The sequence below is a fragment of the Pseudomonas sp. JR33AA genome (genome assembly GCF_021378985.1).
Lineage (GTDB): Bacteria > Pseudomonadota > Gammaproteobacteria > Pseudomonadales > Pseudomonadaceae > Aquipseudomonas > Aquipseudomonas alloputida.
In genome coordinates, this window is record NZ_JAJSAW010000006.1 from 1 (window position 1) to 18,585 (window position 18,585).

Annotated in this window: 13 protein-coding genes and 1 pseudogene; 5 read left to right on the top strand and 9 right to left on the bottom strand. The window is 60.5% G+C overall.

Annotated elements, in window-relative coordinates:
- Positions 1-88: hypothetical protein (locus LVS58_RS11555; RefSeq protein ID WP_230391198.1), on the top strand; the 88-nt coding region annotated here is incomplete at its 5' end.
- Positions 89-214: 126 nt separating this feature from the next.
- Here LVS58_RS11555 and LVS58_RS11560 read toward each other — a convergent pair.
- Complete coding sequence (locus LVS58_RS11560) at positions 215-2,758, bottom strand: HWE histidine kinase domain-containing protein (protein WP_233691171.1); 2,544 nt, start codon at positions 2,756-2,758, stop codon at positions 215-217.
- 226 nt (positions 2,759-2,984) lie between these two features.
- On the opposite strand from LVS58_RS11560, the gene LVS58_RS11565 reads away from it, so the two are divergent.
- Entirely contained in the window at positions 2,985-3,602 is a 618-nt protein-coding gene (locus LVS58_RS11565) for a dTMP kinase (protein ID WP_233691172.1), read from the top strand.
- 37 nt (positions 3,603-3,639) lie between these two features.
- Here the strand turns inward: LVS58_RS11565 and LVS58_RS11570 are convergent, their stop codons facing one another.
- A complete protein-coding gene (locus LVS58_RS11570) occupies positions 3,640-4,080 on the bottom strand; it encodes an Lrp/AsnC family transcriptional regulator (RefSeq protein ID WP_233691173.1) in 441 nt (146 codons plus the stop codon).
- A 144-nt stretch (positions 4,081-4,224) separates the two neighbouring features.
- Here LVS58_RS11570 and LVS58_RS11575 point away from each other — a divergent pair, with 144 nt between their 5' ends.
- Positions 4,225-7,272 carry an aminotransferase class III-fold pyridoxal phosphate-dependent enzyme gene (locus LVS58_RS11575; protein WP_233691174.1) on the top strand — a complete coding sequence of 1,016 codons (3,048 nt, stop codon included), beginning with the start codon at positions 4,225-4,227 and terminating at the stop codon, positions 7,270-7,272.
- A 78-nt stretch (positions 7,273-7,350) separates the two neighbouring features.
- Here LVS58_RS11575 and LVS58_RS11580 read toward each other — a convergent pair whose 3' ends face one another.
- The 5 genes and pseudogenes from LVS58_RS11580 to LVS58_RS11600 all read right to left on the bottom strand — a co-directional run bounded on the left by LVS58_RS11580 (position 7,351) and on the right by LVS58_RS11600 (position 13,791).
- Positions 7,351-8,472 carry a mechanosensitive ion channel family protein gene (locus LVS58_RS11580; protein ID WP_233691175.1) on the bottom strand — a complete coding sequence of 374 codons (1,122 nt, stop codon included), beginning with the start codon at positions 8,470-8,472 and terminating at the stop codon, positions 7,351-7,353.
- A 128-nt stretch (positions 8,473-8,600) separates the two neighbouring features.
- The gene (locus LVS58_RS11585) at positions 8,601-9,659 is read right to left on the bottom strand and encodes a GGDEF domain-containing protein (RefSeq protein WP_233691448.1); all 1,059 of its coding nucleotides are present in this window, start codon (positions 9,657-9,659) and stop codon (positions 8,601-8,603) included.
- Positions 9,660-10,218: 559 nt separating this feature from the next.
- Positions 10,219-12,372, bottom strand: coding sequence for a TonB-dependent receptor (locus tag LVS58_RS11590; RefSeq protein WP_233691176.1), 2,154 nt, complete (start codon positions 12,370-12,372; stop codon positions 10,219-10,221).
- Between the two features lie 71 nt (positions 12,373-12,443).
- Positions 12,444-12,833 carry a DUF2946 family protein gene (locus tag LVS58_RS11595; protein ID WP_233691177.1) on the bottom strand — a complete coding sequence of 130 codons (390 nt, stop codon included), beginning with the start codon at positions 12,831-12,833 and terminating at the stop codon, positions 12,444-12,446.
- A 90-nt stretch (positions 12,834-12,923) separates the two neighbouring features.
- A pseudogene (locus tag LVS58_RS11600) lies at positions 12,924-13,791 on the bottom strand (LysR family transcriptional regulator).
- A gap of 101 nt (positions 13,792-13,892) precedes the next feature.
- Between LVS58_RS11600 and LVS58_RS11605 the strand changes: the two are divergent.
- Both LVS58_RS11605 and LVS58_RS11610 read left to right on the top strand, forming a co-directional pair.
- Positions 13,893-14,306, top strand: coding sequence for a VOC family protein (locus LVS58_RS11605; RefSeq protein WP_233691178.1), 414 nt, complete (start codon positions 13,893-13,895; stop codon positions 14,304-14,306).
- A 158-nt stretch (positions 14,307-14,464) separates the two neighbouring features.
- Complete coding sequence (locus LVS58_RS11610; RefSeq protein ID WP_233691179.1) at positions 14,465-15,148, top strand: cation:dicarboxylate symporter family transporter; 684 nt, start codon at positions 14,465-14,467, stop codon at positions 15,146-15,148.
- Positions 15,149-15,247: 99 nt separating this feature from the next.
- Here LVS58_RS11610 and LVS58_RS11615 read toward each other — a convergent pair whose 3' ends face one another.
- Both LVS58_RS11615 and folE2 read right to left on the bottom strand, forming a co-directional pair.
- The gene (locus tag LVS58_RS11615) at positions 15,248-17,338 is read right to left on the bottom strand and encodes a TonB-dependent siderophore receptor (RefSeq protein WP_325175980.1); all 2,091 of its coding nucleotides are present in this window, start codon (positions 17,336-17,338) and stop codon (positions 15,248-15,250) included.
- 136 nt (positions 17,339-17,474) lie between these two features.
- A complete protein-coding gene (folE2, locus tag LVS58_RS11620; protein WP_233691180.1) occupies positions 17,475-18,389 on the bottom strand; it encodes a GTP cyclohydrolase FolE2 in 915 nt (304 codons plus the stop codon).
- Between the last annotated feature and the right edge of the window lie 196 nt (positions 18,390-18,585).

Below are 18,585 nucleotides of genomic sequence, written 5' to 3' on the forward strand. Positions count from 1 at the left end.
TGTGCACGTGATCGACTGCCCGGTCGATTACAGCGAGAACGACCGCATCCTCAACAGCGAGCTGCGTGAGCGTGCGCTGGCGGTGTAAGCCCTGACAGGTCGGCGCCGTCCTTTTGCCGGCGCTGCCTGGTGCTGCAAAAAGGCCCGTATAGCTGACGGTGATGTGTCGGCTTTACGGGCCTTTTCGCAATAGAGCGTTGCTTCTGTATCCCATTCACCCCAGCTCAAGCAGACCTTGCAGGCTGGCCAGAATGGCATTGGCGTCATAAGGCTTGCGGGTGACGGGCACATGCTGCAAGTGCTCGGGAATGCTGATACCGTCGCCATAGCCGGTGGCAAAGAGGAACGGGACCTGCCGGCGAACCAGTTCATCTGCTATGGAAATGGATGTTCCGGTGCCCAGGTTGACATCCAGTATTGCCGCGTCCGGTTTGTGGCTGCCAAGCAGTTGCATGGCTTCGTCCTCGGAGCTTGCGGTGACCACATCATTGATTTGTGCATCGTTGAGAATTTGCTCCAGGCCTACTGCAATCACCAGTTGATCCTCCAGTATGAGCACACACAAGCCCGAGCGCGCTGCAAAGGCACCGGTTGCCTGGGCCAAGGGCGTGGCCGGGAGAGCAGTTTCTACCGCTTCGGCTACGGAAAGGTGCTCGGCCGGGATTCTGAAGAAGCCTTGCAGGCCTTCGGGGTGATATTCCACTGCGCTGGTGCCACCCAGGTCGAACGGGATGCTGCGGTCGATCAGCACCGTGCCAAAGCCGCTGCGGCTGGGCGGGCGTACCGTTGGCCCACCACTTTCACGCCAACTGATGGCACAGGCGTTGGCGGCGTCGATTGCCCAGCTCACCGAAAGCTTGCCGCCTGCCCGTGATAGCGCACCATACTTGGCTGCGTTGGTGGCCAGTTCGTGCAGCACCAGGGCCATGACCGAGTACGCGCGCGCATCGAGGATGACGTTCGGGCCCTGCACCTCGATCACGCTGGCAGCCGTGCGATAAGGCGAAAGCTCGGCCTCCAGCAGCTTCGCCAGGCGCCCGCCACCGTCACCGCGCACCACTTGGTCGTGGGCCAACGACAATGCCTGGATACGCCCTTTTAGCGTTGCCACATAGTCTTGCAGGGTTTGGCTCTCCGGGGTCGGATGGGCAACCAGTGCACCAATCAGCGACAGGATATTCTTGACCCTGTGGTTGAGCTCTTCGTTGAGCATGCGCTGGCGCACTTCAGCCTTGGCGCGTTCACTGGCGAGCAGTTCGCTGTTGTGCAGCACCACTTCGACGATAGCGGTACGGATGGCATCGCCAAACTGGCGGTCCTGCTCGGTCCAGGGTAGCGACTGCTGGTGAACGGTTTCTTTCCAGATGGCGAAGCTTTTGCGAGGCGTCAGGCGATCACCCAACGCGCCGCTGTCATAGGTCTTGTTCGGGTCCCCAGCCCAATCGAGTGTCTCGACCACCTCCCTGCGGAAGAAGATCAAGTAATCCCTTGGGTGTTGCGACATCGGGATGATCAGCACACCGGACACATCATTAAAATACGCCTGGGCTGAAGGGAGCACCGTCGACAGGCGATTGGACGCCCAGATACGGCCTTCGCTGACCATGTCTGCCAGGCGCAGCAGATCAGGCACGGCCGTTTGGGGCGGCGCCAGCCCTGCGGACGACCAGCGGCCTAGCAGTGACATGCCGATGCCGTCGCAGGGAATCAGCGACATCAACCGGGGCAGGCGTGCGTGGAAGAACCCATCAATGTCCGCAGCCTGGTTGGCGTCGCGCAGCATGCTGTCCAGCGCTTTATGGATGCGCACGGCGGCGTCGAGTTTTTGTCGGCTACGCAGGGTCTCGATATGCAGGGCGAAGAACTCGCCGAACATCTCGGCGGCCACCCGTTGCCCCATGGCCAGCGTGCGCGGTGTGTAGTGATGGCAGGCAATCATTCCCCACAGCTCGCCGTTGACGATGACGGAAATCGACATCGAGGCGACCACGCCCATGTTGCACAGGTACTCGCAATGGATCGGCGAGACGCTGCGCAGGTGCGCGTAGGACAGGTCGAGCGGTTCGCCCGAGGGGTCGAGGACCGGGTTGATGTCGACGGAATTGAACCGGGCGTCGGAGATTACCCGGATCGGGTTGCGCAGGTAGAGCGCGCGGGCCTGCTGGGGGATATCGGAGGCGGGGAAGTACTGGCCCAGGAAGCTTTCGAGGTTGCCACGCTTGGCTTCGGCAACCACTTTGCCGGCACCGTCGGCTCCCAGCTGGTAGATCATCACCCGGTCGTAACCGAGCACCGCCCGGACAAAGCGGGCCGCGTCGCGGAACAGCTTGCTGGTCTGGTCGATTTCGCGCAGTTGAGCAATCAGCGTGCGGGCCAGCTCGATCGGCTCGGCGATGCTTGCCCCGGCGGGCTCGAATTCGAGGATTACCGTGCCTTTGTGCAAGTGGGCGGCGATGTCGACGGCATCGCCGTTGGGCAGCGTCACGCCGAAACTGAGCGCGGGCCGCGAGGCGTCACGGGTACGGGCAAGGGCATTGCGAAGCGTATGCGTCACCTCATCACCCAGCACCGCATGCAATTTCTGACCATTGATATCGTTTGCAACCCCCAGCACTTGTGGGGCGTTGAGCGAATGGCGCAGTACCACGGTCGCCGAGGCATCACAGGCCAGCAGGCAGCCATGGGGCTGGATGCTCCCGGGAATCTGGATGGGCTCCCGGTCGCAGTTGGTCAGGTTAACTTGGGGGGTGTAGGTCATTGGCCCGTGCCTGTGGGTAAGGGGAGGCGGGCAGCATGTCCGCATCGTCCGTCAGCCTAGCAGGCATTGAACGCCTTGGGGATGGCGGGTCGAGCAATGCCGGTCGATTCCAAAGGCAGTGCTTTGATCACCGCATTGGAGTACGGATGTGCTCCCGTCGAGAATCGCTTGAAGGCAGCTCTGATCAATGGTCTTATCCCGCGCTTGAGCCAACTGGTATTGCATGATGAACCGCCCGCTGTTTATTTCCTTCGATGGGCCCAAGGGTACCGGCAAGACCACGCTGCTGGAGGCCGTCACTCAAGCGTTACGGCTGGACGGGAACAAGGTAATTCGCCTTTGCGAAAGAAAGAATGACCCTCACCGGGGCGAGACCATGGCCCTGGTCAACCAGCTTTCCAGAAGCCCTTGCCAGGACCTTGAGTTCAAGGTTTGCGAGCGCTTTGCTGAAAGCCGCGCCTGGATTTCCCGGCATGTACTGCCCAGGCAGCCCGCTGACAGCATCATCCTGATTGATCGCTGGTACCCCTCTGACGCTGCGTTTCGCCGCACAGTGCCGTTTGACAACGTCCTTCGCCTGAACCTCGAACGAAACGTGCAAGTGCCCGATTTGCTTGTCGGCGTTGTCACAACGCCTGAAACCTCATGGGCGAGGGCCGCGGCGCGCACGCGTGGGCTGGGCAGTACGGTGATCCATAACCTGGAAGAACAGGCAGCCTGTACCGAGGCGTTCGAGCGTGCGGTTGCGGAGCAAGGCTGGTTGCTGTGCCGTAATGAAGGGACCGTCGACGAGGCAACGCGGCAGGTCGTTCGCGAGATTCAAGGCGTGCTTCGTTATGTGTGAGGAGGTGAGTACGGCCTGTCTAGTGCCTCTGCCGGTATCAGGCGCCCTGGCGGTCGATATCACGGCGCAGGACTACCGACGTGGTAATGTCATCCACTGATTCGTGACGTGCCACGTTGTCGCGTACCTGGTTGAGGTCGTCGATCGTTCGGGTCTCCACTTCAACCACCAGGTCGAGCTGACCGCTCACCGACGACACCCGCCGTACGCGCGCGTCCGTTGCCAACTGGTCGAGCAGCCCCATGGCAGGCGTGCGCTGCAACGTCACCAGCAAGATCGCGCGTATCACGTTGGCGTCTATTTCGCCGATGTCAGCGCGATAACCGCGAATGACCCCGCTGCGTTCAAGGTTGGCGACACGCTCGGTGGTGGCACTTCGGGAAAGGCCTATGCGGCCGGCTAACGCCTTGAACGCAATGCGCGCGTCCTTCGAAAGTACCTCAAGAATCTCACGATCTTTAGCGTCCAGGTCACGCATTACACCCCCTTGATAAGCCTCGCCGTCTTTATGCCGGCCGGAACCGGCATAATGCCTGTTGAGCCTGACCGTATGCAGGGTGTCCGTTTCGACGGCGCATGACAAGCTATTGAAAAACGATTCGCTCGCTCGGAACCTGATGATATGACAGACCTTTCCCACCCGGCACCTCGGTTTTCGGCAAGCGATGCAGAGGGCCTTGCACAAGATTTCTTCAATGTCACCGGCACTGCAACGCCCCTGGATGGGGAGCGCGATTGCAATTATCGGCTGGAGACTGGCGTAGATGCAGGCTGGATACTGAAAATCGTCAATGCCAGCGAGCCTAGGGTAGAAAGCGAGTTTCAAGCCGCGCTACTTGATCACCTGGCGGTGCATGGCGCGCATCTGGGCGTGCCACACCTGCGGGCCAGCGTGACTGGCGACTACCTGCCGTCTGTGGCCAGCAGCACCGGTGAAAAGCACGCTGTGCGCCTGGTCAGCTGGCTGGCCGGCACGCCACTTGCCAAAGCCAAACGCTCCATGGCGCTGATGAGAAACTTCGGCCAGGCACTCGGTCAACTTGACCGTGCCCTGCAGGGCTTCATGCACCCGGGTGCAGTCCGTGACCTGGACTGGGACTTACGCCATGCTGCACGCGCCCGTTCGCGGCTGCACTTCATCAAGAACCCCGATCGCCGGGCCATTGCCGAGCGCTTCATCGCCCGGTTCGAACAGGCTGTACAGCCTAAGCTGGCGTCCCTGCGGGCCCAGGTGATCCACAACGATGCCAACGACTGGAACATTCTGGTCGATGCCGAAACGGTCGGTAACGTGACTGGCTTCATCGATTTTGGCGATGCCGTGCACACCGTTCTGATTGCCGAGGTTGCGATCGCCAGCGCCTACGCCATTCTGGACATGGACGACCCGATCGGCGCTGCTGCTGCGCTGGTGGCCGGCTTCCATGAGAAGTACCCGCTGCAAGCGCAAGAGCTTGATGTGTTGTTCAACCTGATTGCCATTCGCTTGGTTATCAGCGTTACGTTCTCCGCTTCCCGTCAGGATCAGACAGAGGACAACCCTTACCTGGCGATCAGTGAAGCGCCTGCCTGGCGTCTACTGGAACAGCTCGATTCGATGAACCCACGGTTGGCCACCGGCATTCTGCGCAAAGCCTGTGGTTTCGATGCAATCGAAGGTGCGGGGGAAGTCCGCCGCTGGGTTGCCGATAACCACAAGTCGTTTGCCGACCTGGTGCGCCCGTCAGCCGCCATTCTCAACAAGCTAATCGCGCCGTTTGGCGATGCCAGCCATGAGATGACCATCGCCTCGGCCCAGCAGCGCCCTGCAGATGCGACGCGGTGGTGGAATGAATTCTCTGCCGAGCACAAGGCCCCGCTGGGCATAGGGCCGTGGGGCGAGGTACGTGCCGTCTATACCGACAGCGCCTTTGAGTCCCGCTTCATCAAGGGGCAGCATCGGACCCTGCATGTGGGGGTAGATTTGCTGATGCCAGCGGGTACGCCGTTGTACGCACCGGTTGCCGGCACCGTCAGAAGCGTCGAGGTCGAGCCAGACCCGCTGGGTTATGGCGGCCTGGTGATGCTCGAGCACACCCCGCCCGGTTGCCCGCCATTTCTGACACTGTGGGGGCACATGGCCCACGAGGCGCTCAGCCGTTTGAAGGCCGGTGACAAGCTCGAAGCCGGCGACCTGGTCGGTTACATGGGCAGCGATCACGAGAACGGCGGCTGGATTCCTCACCTGCATCTGCAGTTGGTCACCGATACCCAGCTGAGCGCGTGCGAGGTCATTGGCGTGGGTGAGCCAGCGTATCGCGAAGCGTGGGCCGACCTGTTCCCCGATGCCTCGGCCCTGGCCGGTATCCCGCCAGAGACCTACAGCCAGCAGGGGATGACAAAGGCCCAGATCATTGCCAGGCGCAAGGAACTGCTGCTACCCAACCTGTCCATTTCGTACAGCGATCCGATCAAGTTCGTACGCGGTGATGGCGTATGGCTGATCGACAACTTCGGGCGGGCCTACCTGGACTGCTTCAACAACGTGTGCCACCTGGGCCATAGTCATCCCGACGTGGTCAAAGCCTTGACCCGCCAAGCTGCGCTGCTCAACACCAATACCCGCTACCTGCACGACAACATCGTCGAATACGCCGAACGCCTGACCGGCACTTTGCCCAAGGGCCTTTGCGTAGCGTCCTTTGGCTGCTCGGGGAGTGAGGCCAACAGCCTGATGCTACGTATGGCGCGTAACTATACAGGCAGCGATCAGGCGATCGTGCTGGACTGGGCCTACCACGGCACCACTCAGGAACTGATCGACCTGAGCCCTTACAAGTACAAGCGCAAGGCGGGCAAGGGCAGGGCGGCGCATGTTTACGAAGCCGTGGTCCCGGACAGCTACTACGCCCCCGAGCACTGGCCCGTGGAAGCGCACGGCAAGCGCTTTGCCGAATCGGTGGCGGAGCAGCTGGATGCCATGCGCAAGGCAGGCAAGGGCCCTGGGTTTTTCATTGCCGAGTCGATCCCAAGCGTGGCGGGGCAGGTGTTTTTGCCCGAACACTACCTCAAGGAGGTGTACGCCATGGTGCGAGCCGAAGGTGGGCTGTGCCTGGCCGATGAGGTTCAGGTGGGGTTTGGCCGGGTCGGCAGCCACTGGTGGGCATTCGAGACCCAGGGCGTGGTCCCGGATGCCGTCAGCATGGGCAAACCCATTGGTAACGGCCACCCGATGTCGGCGGTAGTGACCACGCGCGAGGTTGCCGATGCTTTCAACAACGGCATGGAGTACTTCAATACCTTCGCCGGTAACCCAGTGTCATGCGCGGTAGGCCTGGCGGTGCTCAATGCAATCGAGCGCGACCAGTTGAAAGAAAACGCCTTGAGTGTCGGCCATTATCTGCTCGAGGGTTTGCGCAAGCTTCAGCAGCAATTTGACGTGATTGGTGATGTGCGCGGGTTGGGCCTGTTCCTCGGCATCGTGCTGGTCACCGACCGCAAGTCAAAGGCGCCAGCCACGGCCCTGGCCAGAAAAGTGGCGGATGGTGCCCGGGAGCGCGGCGTGTTGATCGGCACCGAAGGCCCTCATGACAACGTGCTGAAAATGCGGCCTTCGATGATTTTCAGCCGGTCCAATGCGGACTTCCTTCTTGAGGTGCTGAAAGACAGCTTCATCGCGGCACTGAAATAGCGTTTCAGGGCGGGCAGGGCGTGCACATGTGCATGCCCTGCTGCGCGCCTGCCTGACGACCCGGACACGTTACCAGCCTCAAGCGCCTCTGATGCTCAGGCCTTCGCGCGCCTGGCCATGCAGGCCGGCTTCTGGCAATGCCGTGACCTTGATCGCGCGCACCGGCACGGCGAACTTGGCGCCGATTTGCGAGAACCGCTCCAGCAGCCTGAAGTTGATCGCCTGCTGAATGTCCATGTACAGGTTGTAGCCTGGGTCCTGGACGATGTAGACACACTCGAACTCCAGCGCCTCTTTGCCGAAGCCGCGCAGGTGAGCGCGGTCGAAACGCGCCTGCTCCTGGGCCTTGATGGCGTCTTCGACGATGGCTGGCGCTTTCTTCACGGCCTCGGTGGGCGTGTCGTAGGAAAGCCCGAACTCGAACACGATGCGACGCTCTTGCAGGCGCTTGTAATTCTGGATGGTGCTGCTGATCATGCTGGCGTTGGCCATGACGATCTGTTCGCCGCCGAGGCTGCGGATGCGTGTGGTTTTGAGCCCGACGTGCTCAACGGTGCCCGCCAGAGGCCCGATGACGATGAAGTCACCGATCTCGAACGGCTTGTCCACGGCAATTGACAGTGAAGCGAACAGATCGCCAAGGATATTCTGCACAGCCAGCGCCACCGCGATGCCACCCACGCCAAGGCTGGCGACGAAGGCGGTGATGTTCACCCCCAGGTTCGACAGCATCGCCAGCACTACGACTGACCACAGCAGTACCCGCGCGCCCCAGGCCGAAAGGGTTGCCAGTGCGCTGCCCTGGTTCAGGCCGTCGGTGCGGTGGCGGGCGAAGTAGCGGCTCAGGCCCAGGCCGATGGCGCGGTTGGCCCACAGGCCAATCTGCAAGGCAGCGACCACGAACCACAGGCTGCTGACCCTGCTCAGCCAGCGCTCGGGCAGGTCGAGCATGCTCAGGCCCACCAGCAAGGAGGCCAGCAACAACAGAAAGTTGCTGGTGCCGGAAAGCACCTTGGCCAATATCTGGCTCAGTGGGCCTTCATGTTCGGACCAGCGCCGTACCCGGCGCATCAGGAAACTGATGGCGGCACGGGCGACCAGGAAGACTACGATGGCGACGGTCAGCGCCACCAGCAGATTGAGAATGGAGATGCCGAAAACGGTGGTTTCGGTGAAAAACGCGATGATGCGGTCGTTCATGAGTACCTCGCCTCTGGGTTGATTTGCCAAGGTCCTTTCTTGGGACGTCAAAGAGGCGCAACAGGTCGATCGGATTTCACCACGCTGGGCAGACTGAGCCAGTCTCGGTAGATTTTCTTCAATAAAGGCTAGTGCTGCTTGTGCAATGCCTCCTGCTCCGGTTCGGCGACCGTGACCCGGTTACGGCCCGACACTTTAGAAAGGTACATGGCGCTGTCTGCACTGCTGAGCAAGGCGCCGAGCTCAGTGGCAGGGGCCTTCGCGAACGCTAAACCTATGCTTGCGGTGACTTGGTGTTCATCATTCGCACGCAGTTTGGCTATCAGGGCCCGCAGGCGTTCGGCAACCTCAATCGCCGTGTCTGGCGGCGTATTGGGCAGCAGGATGGCGAACTCCTCGCCGCCCAGCCTGCCGGCAATGTCGTTGTCACGCAGGCTGGCACTGATCGCTGCACCGATGCGCTGCAGCACCTGGTCGCCCGCGGCATGCCCGAACGTGTCGTTGATCTGTTTGAAATGGTCGACGTCCAACATCAATACGGCCATGAATGCACCTGTATCCTTGCACCGGACATACTGCGTCGAAGCGTTGTCGAAAAAAGCACGTCGGTTGTTCAGGCCGGTCAGTTCGTCCGTGCACGAGGCCACCATGGCCAGCCGATGCGCGCGTTGCATTTCGTGTTTCAGGCGCCACGCCGTCGTCAACGCCGAGGACAGGCTTTGCGTTGCGCTGACCACGAACCAGGCGAACACCAATACCGCCACGGCTATGCCTTGTTGCAGCGTGGAAGGTTGCAACAGTAGCCAGCCCGTAGAAGGCAGCAGGACCAGGCCCATCGACACCAGGGTCATGTTGCGGTAGGAGGAGTAGCACGACACCGCGCTGACAGACATGCCGACGGCAAACAGCATGATCAGCGTCTGCCCCAGCGCGTCGTCGGTGGGCATTACGGCAAAGGCGCCCCAGCCCCAGATAGCCGCCGACAGCATCAGCGTGATCCAGTAACGCCATTCCCAGCGTTCGGCCGTGCGTTGGTTGGCTGGTGCGCGCAAATAGGCCAAGAACATGGCGGTACGCACGCCGGTCGAAAGGCCCAATAACGTCATCCAGACGATGACCCTTTGCTGGTCGAAACGCTCCCAGCCCAACCAACACAGCATTACGGCGGCCAGGAAGCTGCCAAGCACCGCAGGTGCCGACTGGACGAACAGCTGTTCAAGCCGATCCCTGCGTACGGACTGTGCTATTTCATCGCGGGGATCAGGTTTTGTCATGGCTAGCGCCGCCGCTCGTGACCGGTAGCGGATTCTGGCACTTTGACGGCGTCCCGGAAAAGCCTCCTGCCATTCACATGTGATGCCCTTCGCCATGATTGATTTGCTGGATTCAGAAAGCGTTGCGGTAGGTAGCGGCAGTGCAGAACGGGTTATCGCAACGGCTACGGCACCTGGGACGCTTCCCGGATTTCACGACGTTGCGCCTCGCAGGTTCAGTATCACGACCATAGCGTGTTTACCGGCACTTCGAAAGCCAATTGATCGCGACGGCCAACAAGCGGTCGAGCAAGCCAAGGCAACTGAGGGCGTTGCCCGCACCCCTGGCGCCGACCACCGTGCAGTCTTTCAGACTGCCCATATCAGCGCCGTTTCTGGTTGCGGTGTCCACGGAGACGAACCACAGCGCCATGAACAGGCAGGCGACGATGCCCAGCCAGCGGTGCCACAGGTACAGCTGGCTCCACGCTCATCAGTAGCGCCACTGCACAGCGACTTCCAGGCTGCGCGGTTCACCCAGGTAGTACTGGGTGTTGGTCTGGTGGATGAAGCGGGCATACACCTCGTCGGTGAGGTTGCGCAGCCGTGCACTGACTTGCAGGTGCCTGTCCAGGTCGTGGGTCATGGACAGCCCGTAGACGGTGTATGACGGTACCCATGCGCTGTTGGCGGTGTTGGCGTACACCGATGACACATAGCGGGCATCGGCCCCGACCTGCCAGCCGGGCGCCAGGTCGTAGGTCAACCAAAGGTTGGCCACGCGGTCGGGGATATTCACCGGGTTCTTGCCCTTGCGCGAGTACGCCACGCCGCCGATGGTCTCGTTGAATTCATCGTATTCGGCATTTACCCAACTGAAGTTGCCCGCCGCCAGCAGCTTGGGCGTGACCTTGAACGAGGCTGCCAGCTCGATGCCGGTGGAGGTCTGCTGGCCCGCCTGCTCGGTGGTGTTGGGCACGGTCGAGGAGGGCACGGAGATATCCTTGCGCACGATGCGATACGCCGCTGCCGTGGCCGAACCACGGCCGTCGAGGAAGTCGAACTTGCTGCCTACTTCGACCTGACGGCCGGTGCTCAAGTCGAAGTCGCCGACCTGGTTGATCGAGGCGCTGGTCAGGGTACCGCCTGGTGGTTCGGCCGAGGTGCTGTATTGGGTATACAGGCTGACGTTGGAGGTCAGCTCATAGACCAGGCCCAGGCGACCGGTGATGGCGTCCCAGCGTCGGTCGAGCCTGGCTCGCGCCACATGGTCGACCACGTCGAAGTCAATGTGGTCGTAGCGCAGCGCGGTGATCAACGACAGTTGATCGGTCAGGCGGGTACGGTTCTCGACGAACACCGAGGTGGTGTCGGTGGTGGTGGTTCTGCCCTTGGTCATGGGCGCGTCCATACCGGGGATATCAAGGAAGTGCCCGGGTTCGAAGCCGTTCGGGTCAACCGTGTCGAACGCCCCCTTGGACAGCGGGTAATTGGTTTGCTGGTTGGTGCTGTAGTCCATGCCGATCGCCCAGTCGCTGGCCAGGCCGAACAGCTGGCCCTGGTGGGTCAGTTCAAGCTTGTTGCCATTGACCTGCTGGTCGTGCCGCTGGCGATAGCCGCCCGAGCGAGCGATGGCGCTGTTGTCTGCGTTGTAGCGATACACCTCAAGATTGCGATAATCGCGCTGGCCGTTGTAGTGGTAGAAGGTATTACGCAGTTGGGCGTTGTCGTCGAAACGGTAGTCGGTGATAGAGCGCAGCCACCGGGTGCGCTGTTCGTAGCGACCCTCTTCGACATTGTAGTTGTTGAAGCGGTTGTGCTTGTTGATGTGCAAGGTCCCGACCAGTGGCTGCAATACCGGTGTGCCCCAGTAGGGGCTGTCCTCTCGCTCTTCCAGGTATTCGATGGCCAGCGTGTGCGAGAGTTGGTCGTTGATGTCGCTAAGCAGCGAAAAGGCCAGGTTGCCGGCCCCATTCTCCTGGCGATCGATATAGCCGTTGGTGCGGGTGCGGCTGTAGTCGAGGCGGGCGTAGTGCCGCGGGCCGTCGCCCGTATTCAGCGCCTTGTTGAAGGCGACCGACGTTTCCATGGTGTCGTAGCGTGCATAACTGACGCGCCCTTCGAAGGAGTCGTCGTCGCGGCTTGCCAGCCGAGTGATGAAATTGAGGCTGCCACCGACAGCGCCGCTGCCGTTGAGGAAGGAGGATGGCCCGCCGAGCAATTCGACGCGGTCGTAAATCCAGGCGCCCACCGGGCGCGCCGCGCCGCCGTACTGCAAATTGATGCCATTGAACAACTGGCTGATCTGCGCACCGTTGAACCCTCGGTACGCCACATACCCTCCCCAGCCGGGCGGAGCCGAGGCGTTAACTCCGGGCAGTGCATTGGCGGCGTCCTGGAAGTTACGTGCACCGATGCGCTCCATGGTCTTGCGGTCGGCAACGCTGACGGAAGCGGGGTTCTCCCTGGCGCTGAGGTTCAGCCGTGAGCCGCTTTCGATGGGGCGATCAAGGTCAAGGCTGGTCGCCGGCTTAGGTTGATCGGCTGTGGCCGTGACATTGCTGGCAGGCAGGGTCAGGGTGTCATCCTGCGCCCAGGCACAGGTTGCGCTGCCAACGAGCAGCGCCAAAGTGGTCATGCGGAACATGCAAGGCTTCCTGGCTGAAATCAGTGAGCGCACGCCCGCTGCCGATCAGGCGGCAGGGGAGCGTGGCGATGTCAGAACGCGAGAAGCCAAGCAGGAGAGGCGCGAGGGTTGATCAGTGGCCAACGCTGCTTGGGCAGGCGTGGCGCGGGTTGGCTGGGTAAGGGGCTGGCCGGCTCGCCGGCGAGCAGGGCCAGCAGGCCGAAAAATACGGCCAGCAGCGTGGCGCTGAACAGGCTGGCGATCACGCAGTCACCGCCGGCAGGCAGGGTTGGCTCGCTGAAATCTTGCTCACCTTGGACCATGCCGCTGCTGTCGGCCGAGCACCAGGCAGCATCATCCATACCAGCCAGGCGCAAACCGGCCATTTGCCCATGGCCCATGGCGCACAGCAACGAGCCGAACAGGATGCTGAAATACAGCACCCAAGCGACCTGTGATCGTGTGTGGTGGGCCAGCTTCATGGCGGGACTCGGCGTGACGACTGAATGATCAGGTTTGCAGGTTAGCGGGGGATTTTACATCTTACGATGCATCTGAACAGGGGGGATTTTTCAAGCACGGATACGCAATAGCTGTTCCTTCAAAACCTCCACCGCTTTAGGTCTTCTGGGATTGGACTTGTAAAGCAGGACGACCTGGCGCATGTAGTTGTCAGCGTCCGGCACTGGCGTTACCTGTACGTCGTCGGTCTTCAATCCCGCCCAGAGTGGGACGACGGAGGCCCCCATGCCTTTTGCGACCATGATGTAGATTGCATCGAGCGCATCCAGATTACAGAGGACGTCGGGTTGCAGGTTATTGTCATTCTAGTATTGCTGTGCAATCTGGCCCACCCCAGGCATTTGAGTCATATCGAATCAGGTTTCGACCAAGAATCGTCGAACAGATGTCGCGCTTGTCAATCGGGTCTTTGGTCAAAAGCATCAGTGGTTCTTCTCGAAGCATCTGTATACGAATGGCTTTGGGGACGGTGAAGGGCGGGCATACCATGATCCCCGCATCGAGCTCCCCGCAGGCTACTTGTTCGTAAAGGCTGCGCGAGTCCCCTGGCGTGATGCGTAGCCTCAGTTGCGGGGCAATGCTTGAAAGCTGATTCATCGCCTCCGGCAATAGGCCTGTCAACGCTGTGGAAATCGCGCCTATCTTGAGGTACCCGGACAGGCTACTGGTGTCCAGATCCTCTTTCAGCTCTGCTGCCCTCTGGATCAGGTCCCGAATCTTCGGCAGCAACGACAGGCATTTTTCGGTAGGTTCGACAGCGTGTGCGCTTCGGTTCAGGAGTTCACACCCCAGCGATTTCTCGAGTGCTTGTATACGTTGGCTGACTGCAGGTGCCGTCAGGTTCTCCCGTCGAGCAGCCGCTGCAATCGAGCCCGTTTCTATCACCGCAATCAGGCTTTCGAGAAATCGAGTGTCCAAAACATTTCCTTTCGCTGAGAGATGGAAAAATGCGCTTTAGCACTTGCGCGAGGCTACGCTAACCTCCCTGAAAGTTATATCAGACAGCAAAGAGGGTAGTTATGAAATCGTTATTTCATGTTTCATACCACGTGACAGATCTCGAAACGTCTCGTAACTTCTACGGTAACATTCTCGGCTGCAAAGAAGGCCGTACGAGTGAAACGTATGTGGATTACGATTTCTTCGGTCATCAGATTTCGCTTCACAAAGGTGTTCCTTTTCCAACTACCCGTACTGGCCAAGTTGGCGACCATCGGGTGCTGATGCCACATATCGGCTTGGTGCTGCACCTGGATGACTGGTTCGCGATGGCAGACCGCCTGGCGGTTCATGGCGTGCAGTTCGATATACCGCCGGTTGTGCGATTCGCTGGCCAGCCGGGTGAGCAGCGAACAATGTTTTTCCTGGACCCCAGTGGCAACCCTATCGAAATCAAAGGGTTCAAGAACTTTGAAGGTGTATTTGCCACCTGATTGTCCTAACACCGGGGACGCGCCTCCAGCTTTGTCTGTGTGAGGTGGAGAGGCATGTATCGGTGGGTGGCCACTCAATAAAAATAACAGGCTCCAACGATGTATTTGGCCTTTTTGCCGGCCGATTTGCAGTCCAAATTATAATAATTGGAGGACGTATGGCAAAGACTAGTCTGGTGGCTAGAATTATTGTAGGCCTTGTGCTCGGGGTTGTAGTAGGGGCACTTCTGAACTTCTTTCCCGAGTACAAAACCTGGATAACCAGCAGCCTTTTGCAACCCCTCGGCGATATTTTCATCAAGATGATGAAGATGATTGTCATACCCCTCGTATTCGCGTGCATGGTCGGAGCGATCGCAGGCAATGGTGATAGCAAGGCGATAGGGCGGGTAGGGGTGAAAGCCCTGTTCTACTTCTTCGTCGTGACCAGCATCGCAATTGTGTGTGGCCTGCTGGTTGGCAATCTTGCGCAGCCAGGCGTAGGTGCCAATTTGACGACCTTGGCAAACACCCAAACGCTCTCGCTTCCCTCAACCTCGGAGAGCTCAGGGTTTGGTCAGGTCATCCTCAATATCATCCCGGACATGTTCGTGATCTTGACCGCTACGCTGACCAGTGCCGGTCTGCCTGTGGAAGGTATTGCGTTCATCGCCGGAGTCTATCGCTTGATGGATATGCCGATCACGGCGCTGAATGTGTTGGGCAATGCACTGGCGCCTCTGGTTGTGGCGAAATGGGAGAACCAATACCGGATGCCTGCTGCCCCGGTGGAGGCTCCCGAGAAGCGCCCGCAAGCATCGACCTGTTCGTTTAGCGCTGAGGGCCCGGTTAAATCGGCCTAGGCTCAGTATGAAAAGTCTTGAGACGCAGGTGTTCGATCGAACGCCTTTAACTGCCAGACCTCGGCCGACTCGGCCGAGGTACCTTGTTGGTTCCTTGGTTCAAAGGCTCAGGGTCAGGCTCACACTGAAGTTGCGTGGCTCCCCGGGCAGCACCCAAGCGCTGTTGTACGAACGTTCGTAGTACTTGCGGTCAAACAGGTTGTTGAGATTAAGGCCGACGGTGACCTGTTCGCTGGCCTTGTAGTGCGCCAGCAGGTCGACCGTGCTGTAGGCGTCCAGGGTGAAGTCGCTACCGGCCTGGCCGGAGCGTTCGCCGACGTAGTTCACCGCCGCCCCCACATCCGAGCCGCGCAGGGCACCGTCCTGGAACTCGTACACGCCCATCAGGCTGCCGCTGTTACGGGCGATGCCGAGCAAGTCGCTGCCTTTGGGCAGGGCTGCGTCGCCCTTGGTGACCTCGGCATCGATATAGGCATAGGCGCCGATCATGCGCAGCGCGTCGGTCAGCTGGCCGCTGAACTGCAGGTCCAGGCCTTGGCTGCGCGCTTCGCCCGCCGCCACGCTCTCGCCAAGGGCGTCGGTGGTGATGACGTTCTCCTTGTCGATATGGAACAGGGCGATGGTCGCGCCCAGGCGGCTGTCGAGAAGGTCGAGCTTGACCCCGGTCTCGTAACCCAAGCCCTTTTCAGGCTTGTACACCTGGCCCTGGGTGCCGATGGTGTTGGGTTTGAACGAAGTGGATGCGTTGGCGAACACGCCGACGTGCGGGGTCAGTTGGTACAACACCCCGATGCGCGGTGTGGCAACGTCCTTTTCCTGGCTGTTGCTAAGACCCGTGGTGCGATTCTGCGAGGTTTGCTCGAAGCGCTCCAGGCGTACGCCCAGCAACCCGCGCAAGCGCTCGGTGAAGGCGATCTGGTCTTGCAGGTTGATCGCATAGCTTTCAGTGTGCTCGAAGAAGTCGTTGGCACGGGTGATGGCCGGCTTCGGCTTGCCGTATACCGGGTTGTAGATATCCAGCCCATAGGCTGCGGAGGTGGCGCTTTGCGGGTACTTCTGGCTGTTGCGGTAGTTTTCGTACTCCAGCCCGACCAGGGTCTGATGCTGCCAGCCACCGAGCTCGAACTGCCCGTGCAGCTCGGCCTGGGTGATGTTGTCGTTCCATTCGAAGTCGCGTTCGCGATAGAAGCGCGTGATGGTGGTGCCCACCAGGGCCTGGGGCTCGGAGCTGTTGCCCTTGAGCGTGCCCTGGGTGTAGTGGTTGGCCAGGCGCAGCGTCCAGTTGTCGTTGAGCACGTGTTCCAGCGCCACGTCGAGGGTCTGGTTGTCGTTGCGGATCTCGCCGTCATTCGGCTCGCCAAGGAAGGTCGAGCGCTTGACCGAGCCCATTTCGCCGTTGACCGCCGGAATGCCACGGTCGAACACCGACTCGGTGCGGGAAAACTCGGTGTCGATCATCAGTCGGGTGTCGGGGGACAGTTGCCAGCTCAGGGAAGGGCTGACGATACGGCGCTCGCTGCCGACATGATCGCGGAAGCTGTCATTGTCCTCGATTGCAAGATTGATTCGGCCCAGCAGATTGCCTTCGCTGTCCAGCGGCGAGTTTGCGTCCAGGGCGGTGCGGTAGCGGTCCCAGCTGCCTGCACTGAGGGTGACGGTACTGAAGGCTTCGGCCTGGGGACGCTTGGTGACGATGTTGACCAGTCCGCCAGGGTCGCCACGCCCGTACAGGCTGGCAGCCGGACCTTTGAGCACTTCGATGCGCTCGATGTTCGACGTGTCCGGCGCGCTGTAGCTGCCGCGGTTGATGGCGAAACCGTTCTTGTACAGCTCGCCCGTGGTGAAGCCGCGCACACTGTAGTTGAGGAACGTCAGGCCGCCAAAGTTGTTCTGCCGCGACACGCCGCCAGCAAAGTCCAGGGCGCGGTCGATGCGGGTGGTGTTGAGGTCCTTGATCACCTGCGCGGGCACTACGTCGATACTCTGCGGCGTGTCGCGCAGGTCGGTATCGGTTCGGGTGGCCGTGGCAGAGCGGTTGGCCCGATAGCCTTGCACCGGCCCGTCAGCGCGCTCTTCGAGGTAGGCGTCGGTGATGGAGGTTTCGTTCAGCAGCAATGGTTGTGCTGCTGAAATCGGCTGGCCGAACAAACCCAGCGTCAGGCCGGCCAGAAGGGGTGCACGAGGGGTCACGTAAAGTCTCCGTTTTTCACGCTATAACGTTGCAATGTCGGGTGCGTATTGGCGTCAGGCCTGACAAGCAGTCCTGGTGAGGAAGTTTTCATGTGTTGATACGCGTATGTTATTGGATGTAATAACGTAACGCTAGTTAATCGTGATTCGCTGAGGCCTGCGGGGCGGACCAGGCCGAAGCATCGTGCGGGTGCAGGCTTTCCAGGTGGCGGACGTGCACCTGGCTATCGCGGTAACCTTGCAGGCTTGCCTGAATACGCCGCGCAGCGTCCTCGACGAACATCAGGTTTTGCCCGTTGAGTGCCGCGAAAGCTTGTTCGTCAGCCCGTTTCACGGCGGTCTGAACCGGCGTGCGCAAGGCGCCTTCGACTTGGTCGATCAGGGCCAGCAAACCGAGATCAGGAGCATCGGCAGGCACCGCGACGCGCACCCGAGCTTCGCTGCGTTGGCTGTGCGGCGTTGCCAGCGACGCGTTGCTGCGCAGCCACTGCGCAACGGTGCTGGTTTCAAGCAGTGGTTGGTCCTGAAAGGTTCGCAGAAAGCCGTCCTCAATCAGTTGCCGGGAGAGAGCGGCAGAGCAGGGGCAGGTCGAGGAGTAGCCGATCCTGACCTCGATGTTAAGCTTCAGCGCCCCGCTGACCTTCGTGGCGAGCACGTGAACCGGGTACGACTTCCAGCCAGAGAGGCCCTCGGTCACCAATGCAGGGCGGCGAACCAGCAGGTCGAAATCCAGGCGAAGCCTGGCATTGCGGCTTTCGCAATCCTGATGGCTGTCGATCATTTCCTGTAACAGCGCAAAGAGACTTGCCGGCGACACCGCCGCAGCCTGGCCCCAGGCGTCCAGCAGGCGATACAGCCTGGACATGTGAATGCCTTTGACGTGCGGTGCCGGCAGGTCGACCTGGACATCCGCCCGGGCGTGCAGCTCTCGCTGGTAGGCCGGTTCCTGGATCCTTACCAGCAGGTCAATACCCTGCATGCCGACCCATTGCAACGGGCTGAGGCTGGGGGCCAGGTCGGTGACGGAAACGTCGGGTAATGCTGAGCTCATCATGTATATCCAGTGGTGGGAGGCTTGCACAGGGCGGCAAGGAGTAAGAATCAGCTCCAGTCGGTGAATTGGTTATAACATAACATTTTCGATCTGATTGCAACTCATGAGCAGGCAGGCGCAGGAGGCCGCTTCGCCTCCCTCGCCTTTCCTCAGCAACTGAGATGGGACTTTTGCTCAAGGGCTGACTTGTCGA

What these genes read in the sequence shown, in the direction of transcription:
- LVS58_RS11560 (WP_233691171.1), bottom strand. Translation starts at nt 2,758, where the DNA reads ATGACCTACACCCCCCAAGTTAACCTGACCAACTGCGACCGGGAGCCC.
- LVS58_RS11590 (WP_233691176.1), bottom strand. Translation starts at nt 12,372, where the DNA reads ATGTTCCGCATGACCACTTTGGCGCTGCTCGTTGGCAGCGCAACCTGT.
- LVS58_RS11575 (WP_233691174.1), top strand. Translation starts at nt 4,225, where the DNA reads ATGACAGACCTTTCCCACCCGGCACCTCGGTTTTCGGCAAGCGATGCA.
- LVS58_RS11565 (WP_233691172.1), top strand. Translation starts at nt 2,985, where the DNA reads ATGAACCGCCCGCTGTTTATTTCCTTCGATGGGCCCAAGGGTACCGGC.
- LVS58_RS11605 (WP_233691178.1), top strand. Translation starts at nt 13,893, where the DNA reads ATGAAATCGTTATTTCATGTTTCATACCACGTGACAGATCTCGAAACG.
- LVS58_RS11610 (WP_233691179.1), top strand. Translation starts at nt 14,465, where the DNA reads ATGGCAAAGACTAGTCTGGTGGCTAGAATTATTGTAGGCCTTGTGCTC.
- LVS58_RS11595 (WP_233691177.1), bottom strand. Translation starts at nt 12,833, where the DNA reads ATGAAGCTGGCCCACCACACACGATCACAGGTCGCTTGGGTGCTGTAT.
- folE2 (WP_233691180.1), bottom strand. Translation starts at nt 18,389, where the DNA reads ATGAGCTCAGCATTACCCGACGTTTCCGTCACCGACCTGGCCCCCAGC.
- LVS58_RS11570 (WP_233691173.1), bottom strand. Translation starts at nt 4,080, where the DNA reads ATGCGTGACCTGGACGCTAAAGATCGTGAGATTCTTGAGGTACTTTCG.
- LVS58_RS11580 (WP_233691175.1), bottom strand. Translation starts at nt 8,472, where the DNA reads ATGAACGACCGCATCATCGCGTTTTTCACCGAAACCACCGTTTTCGGC.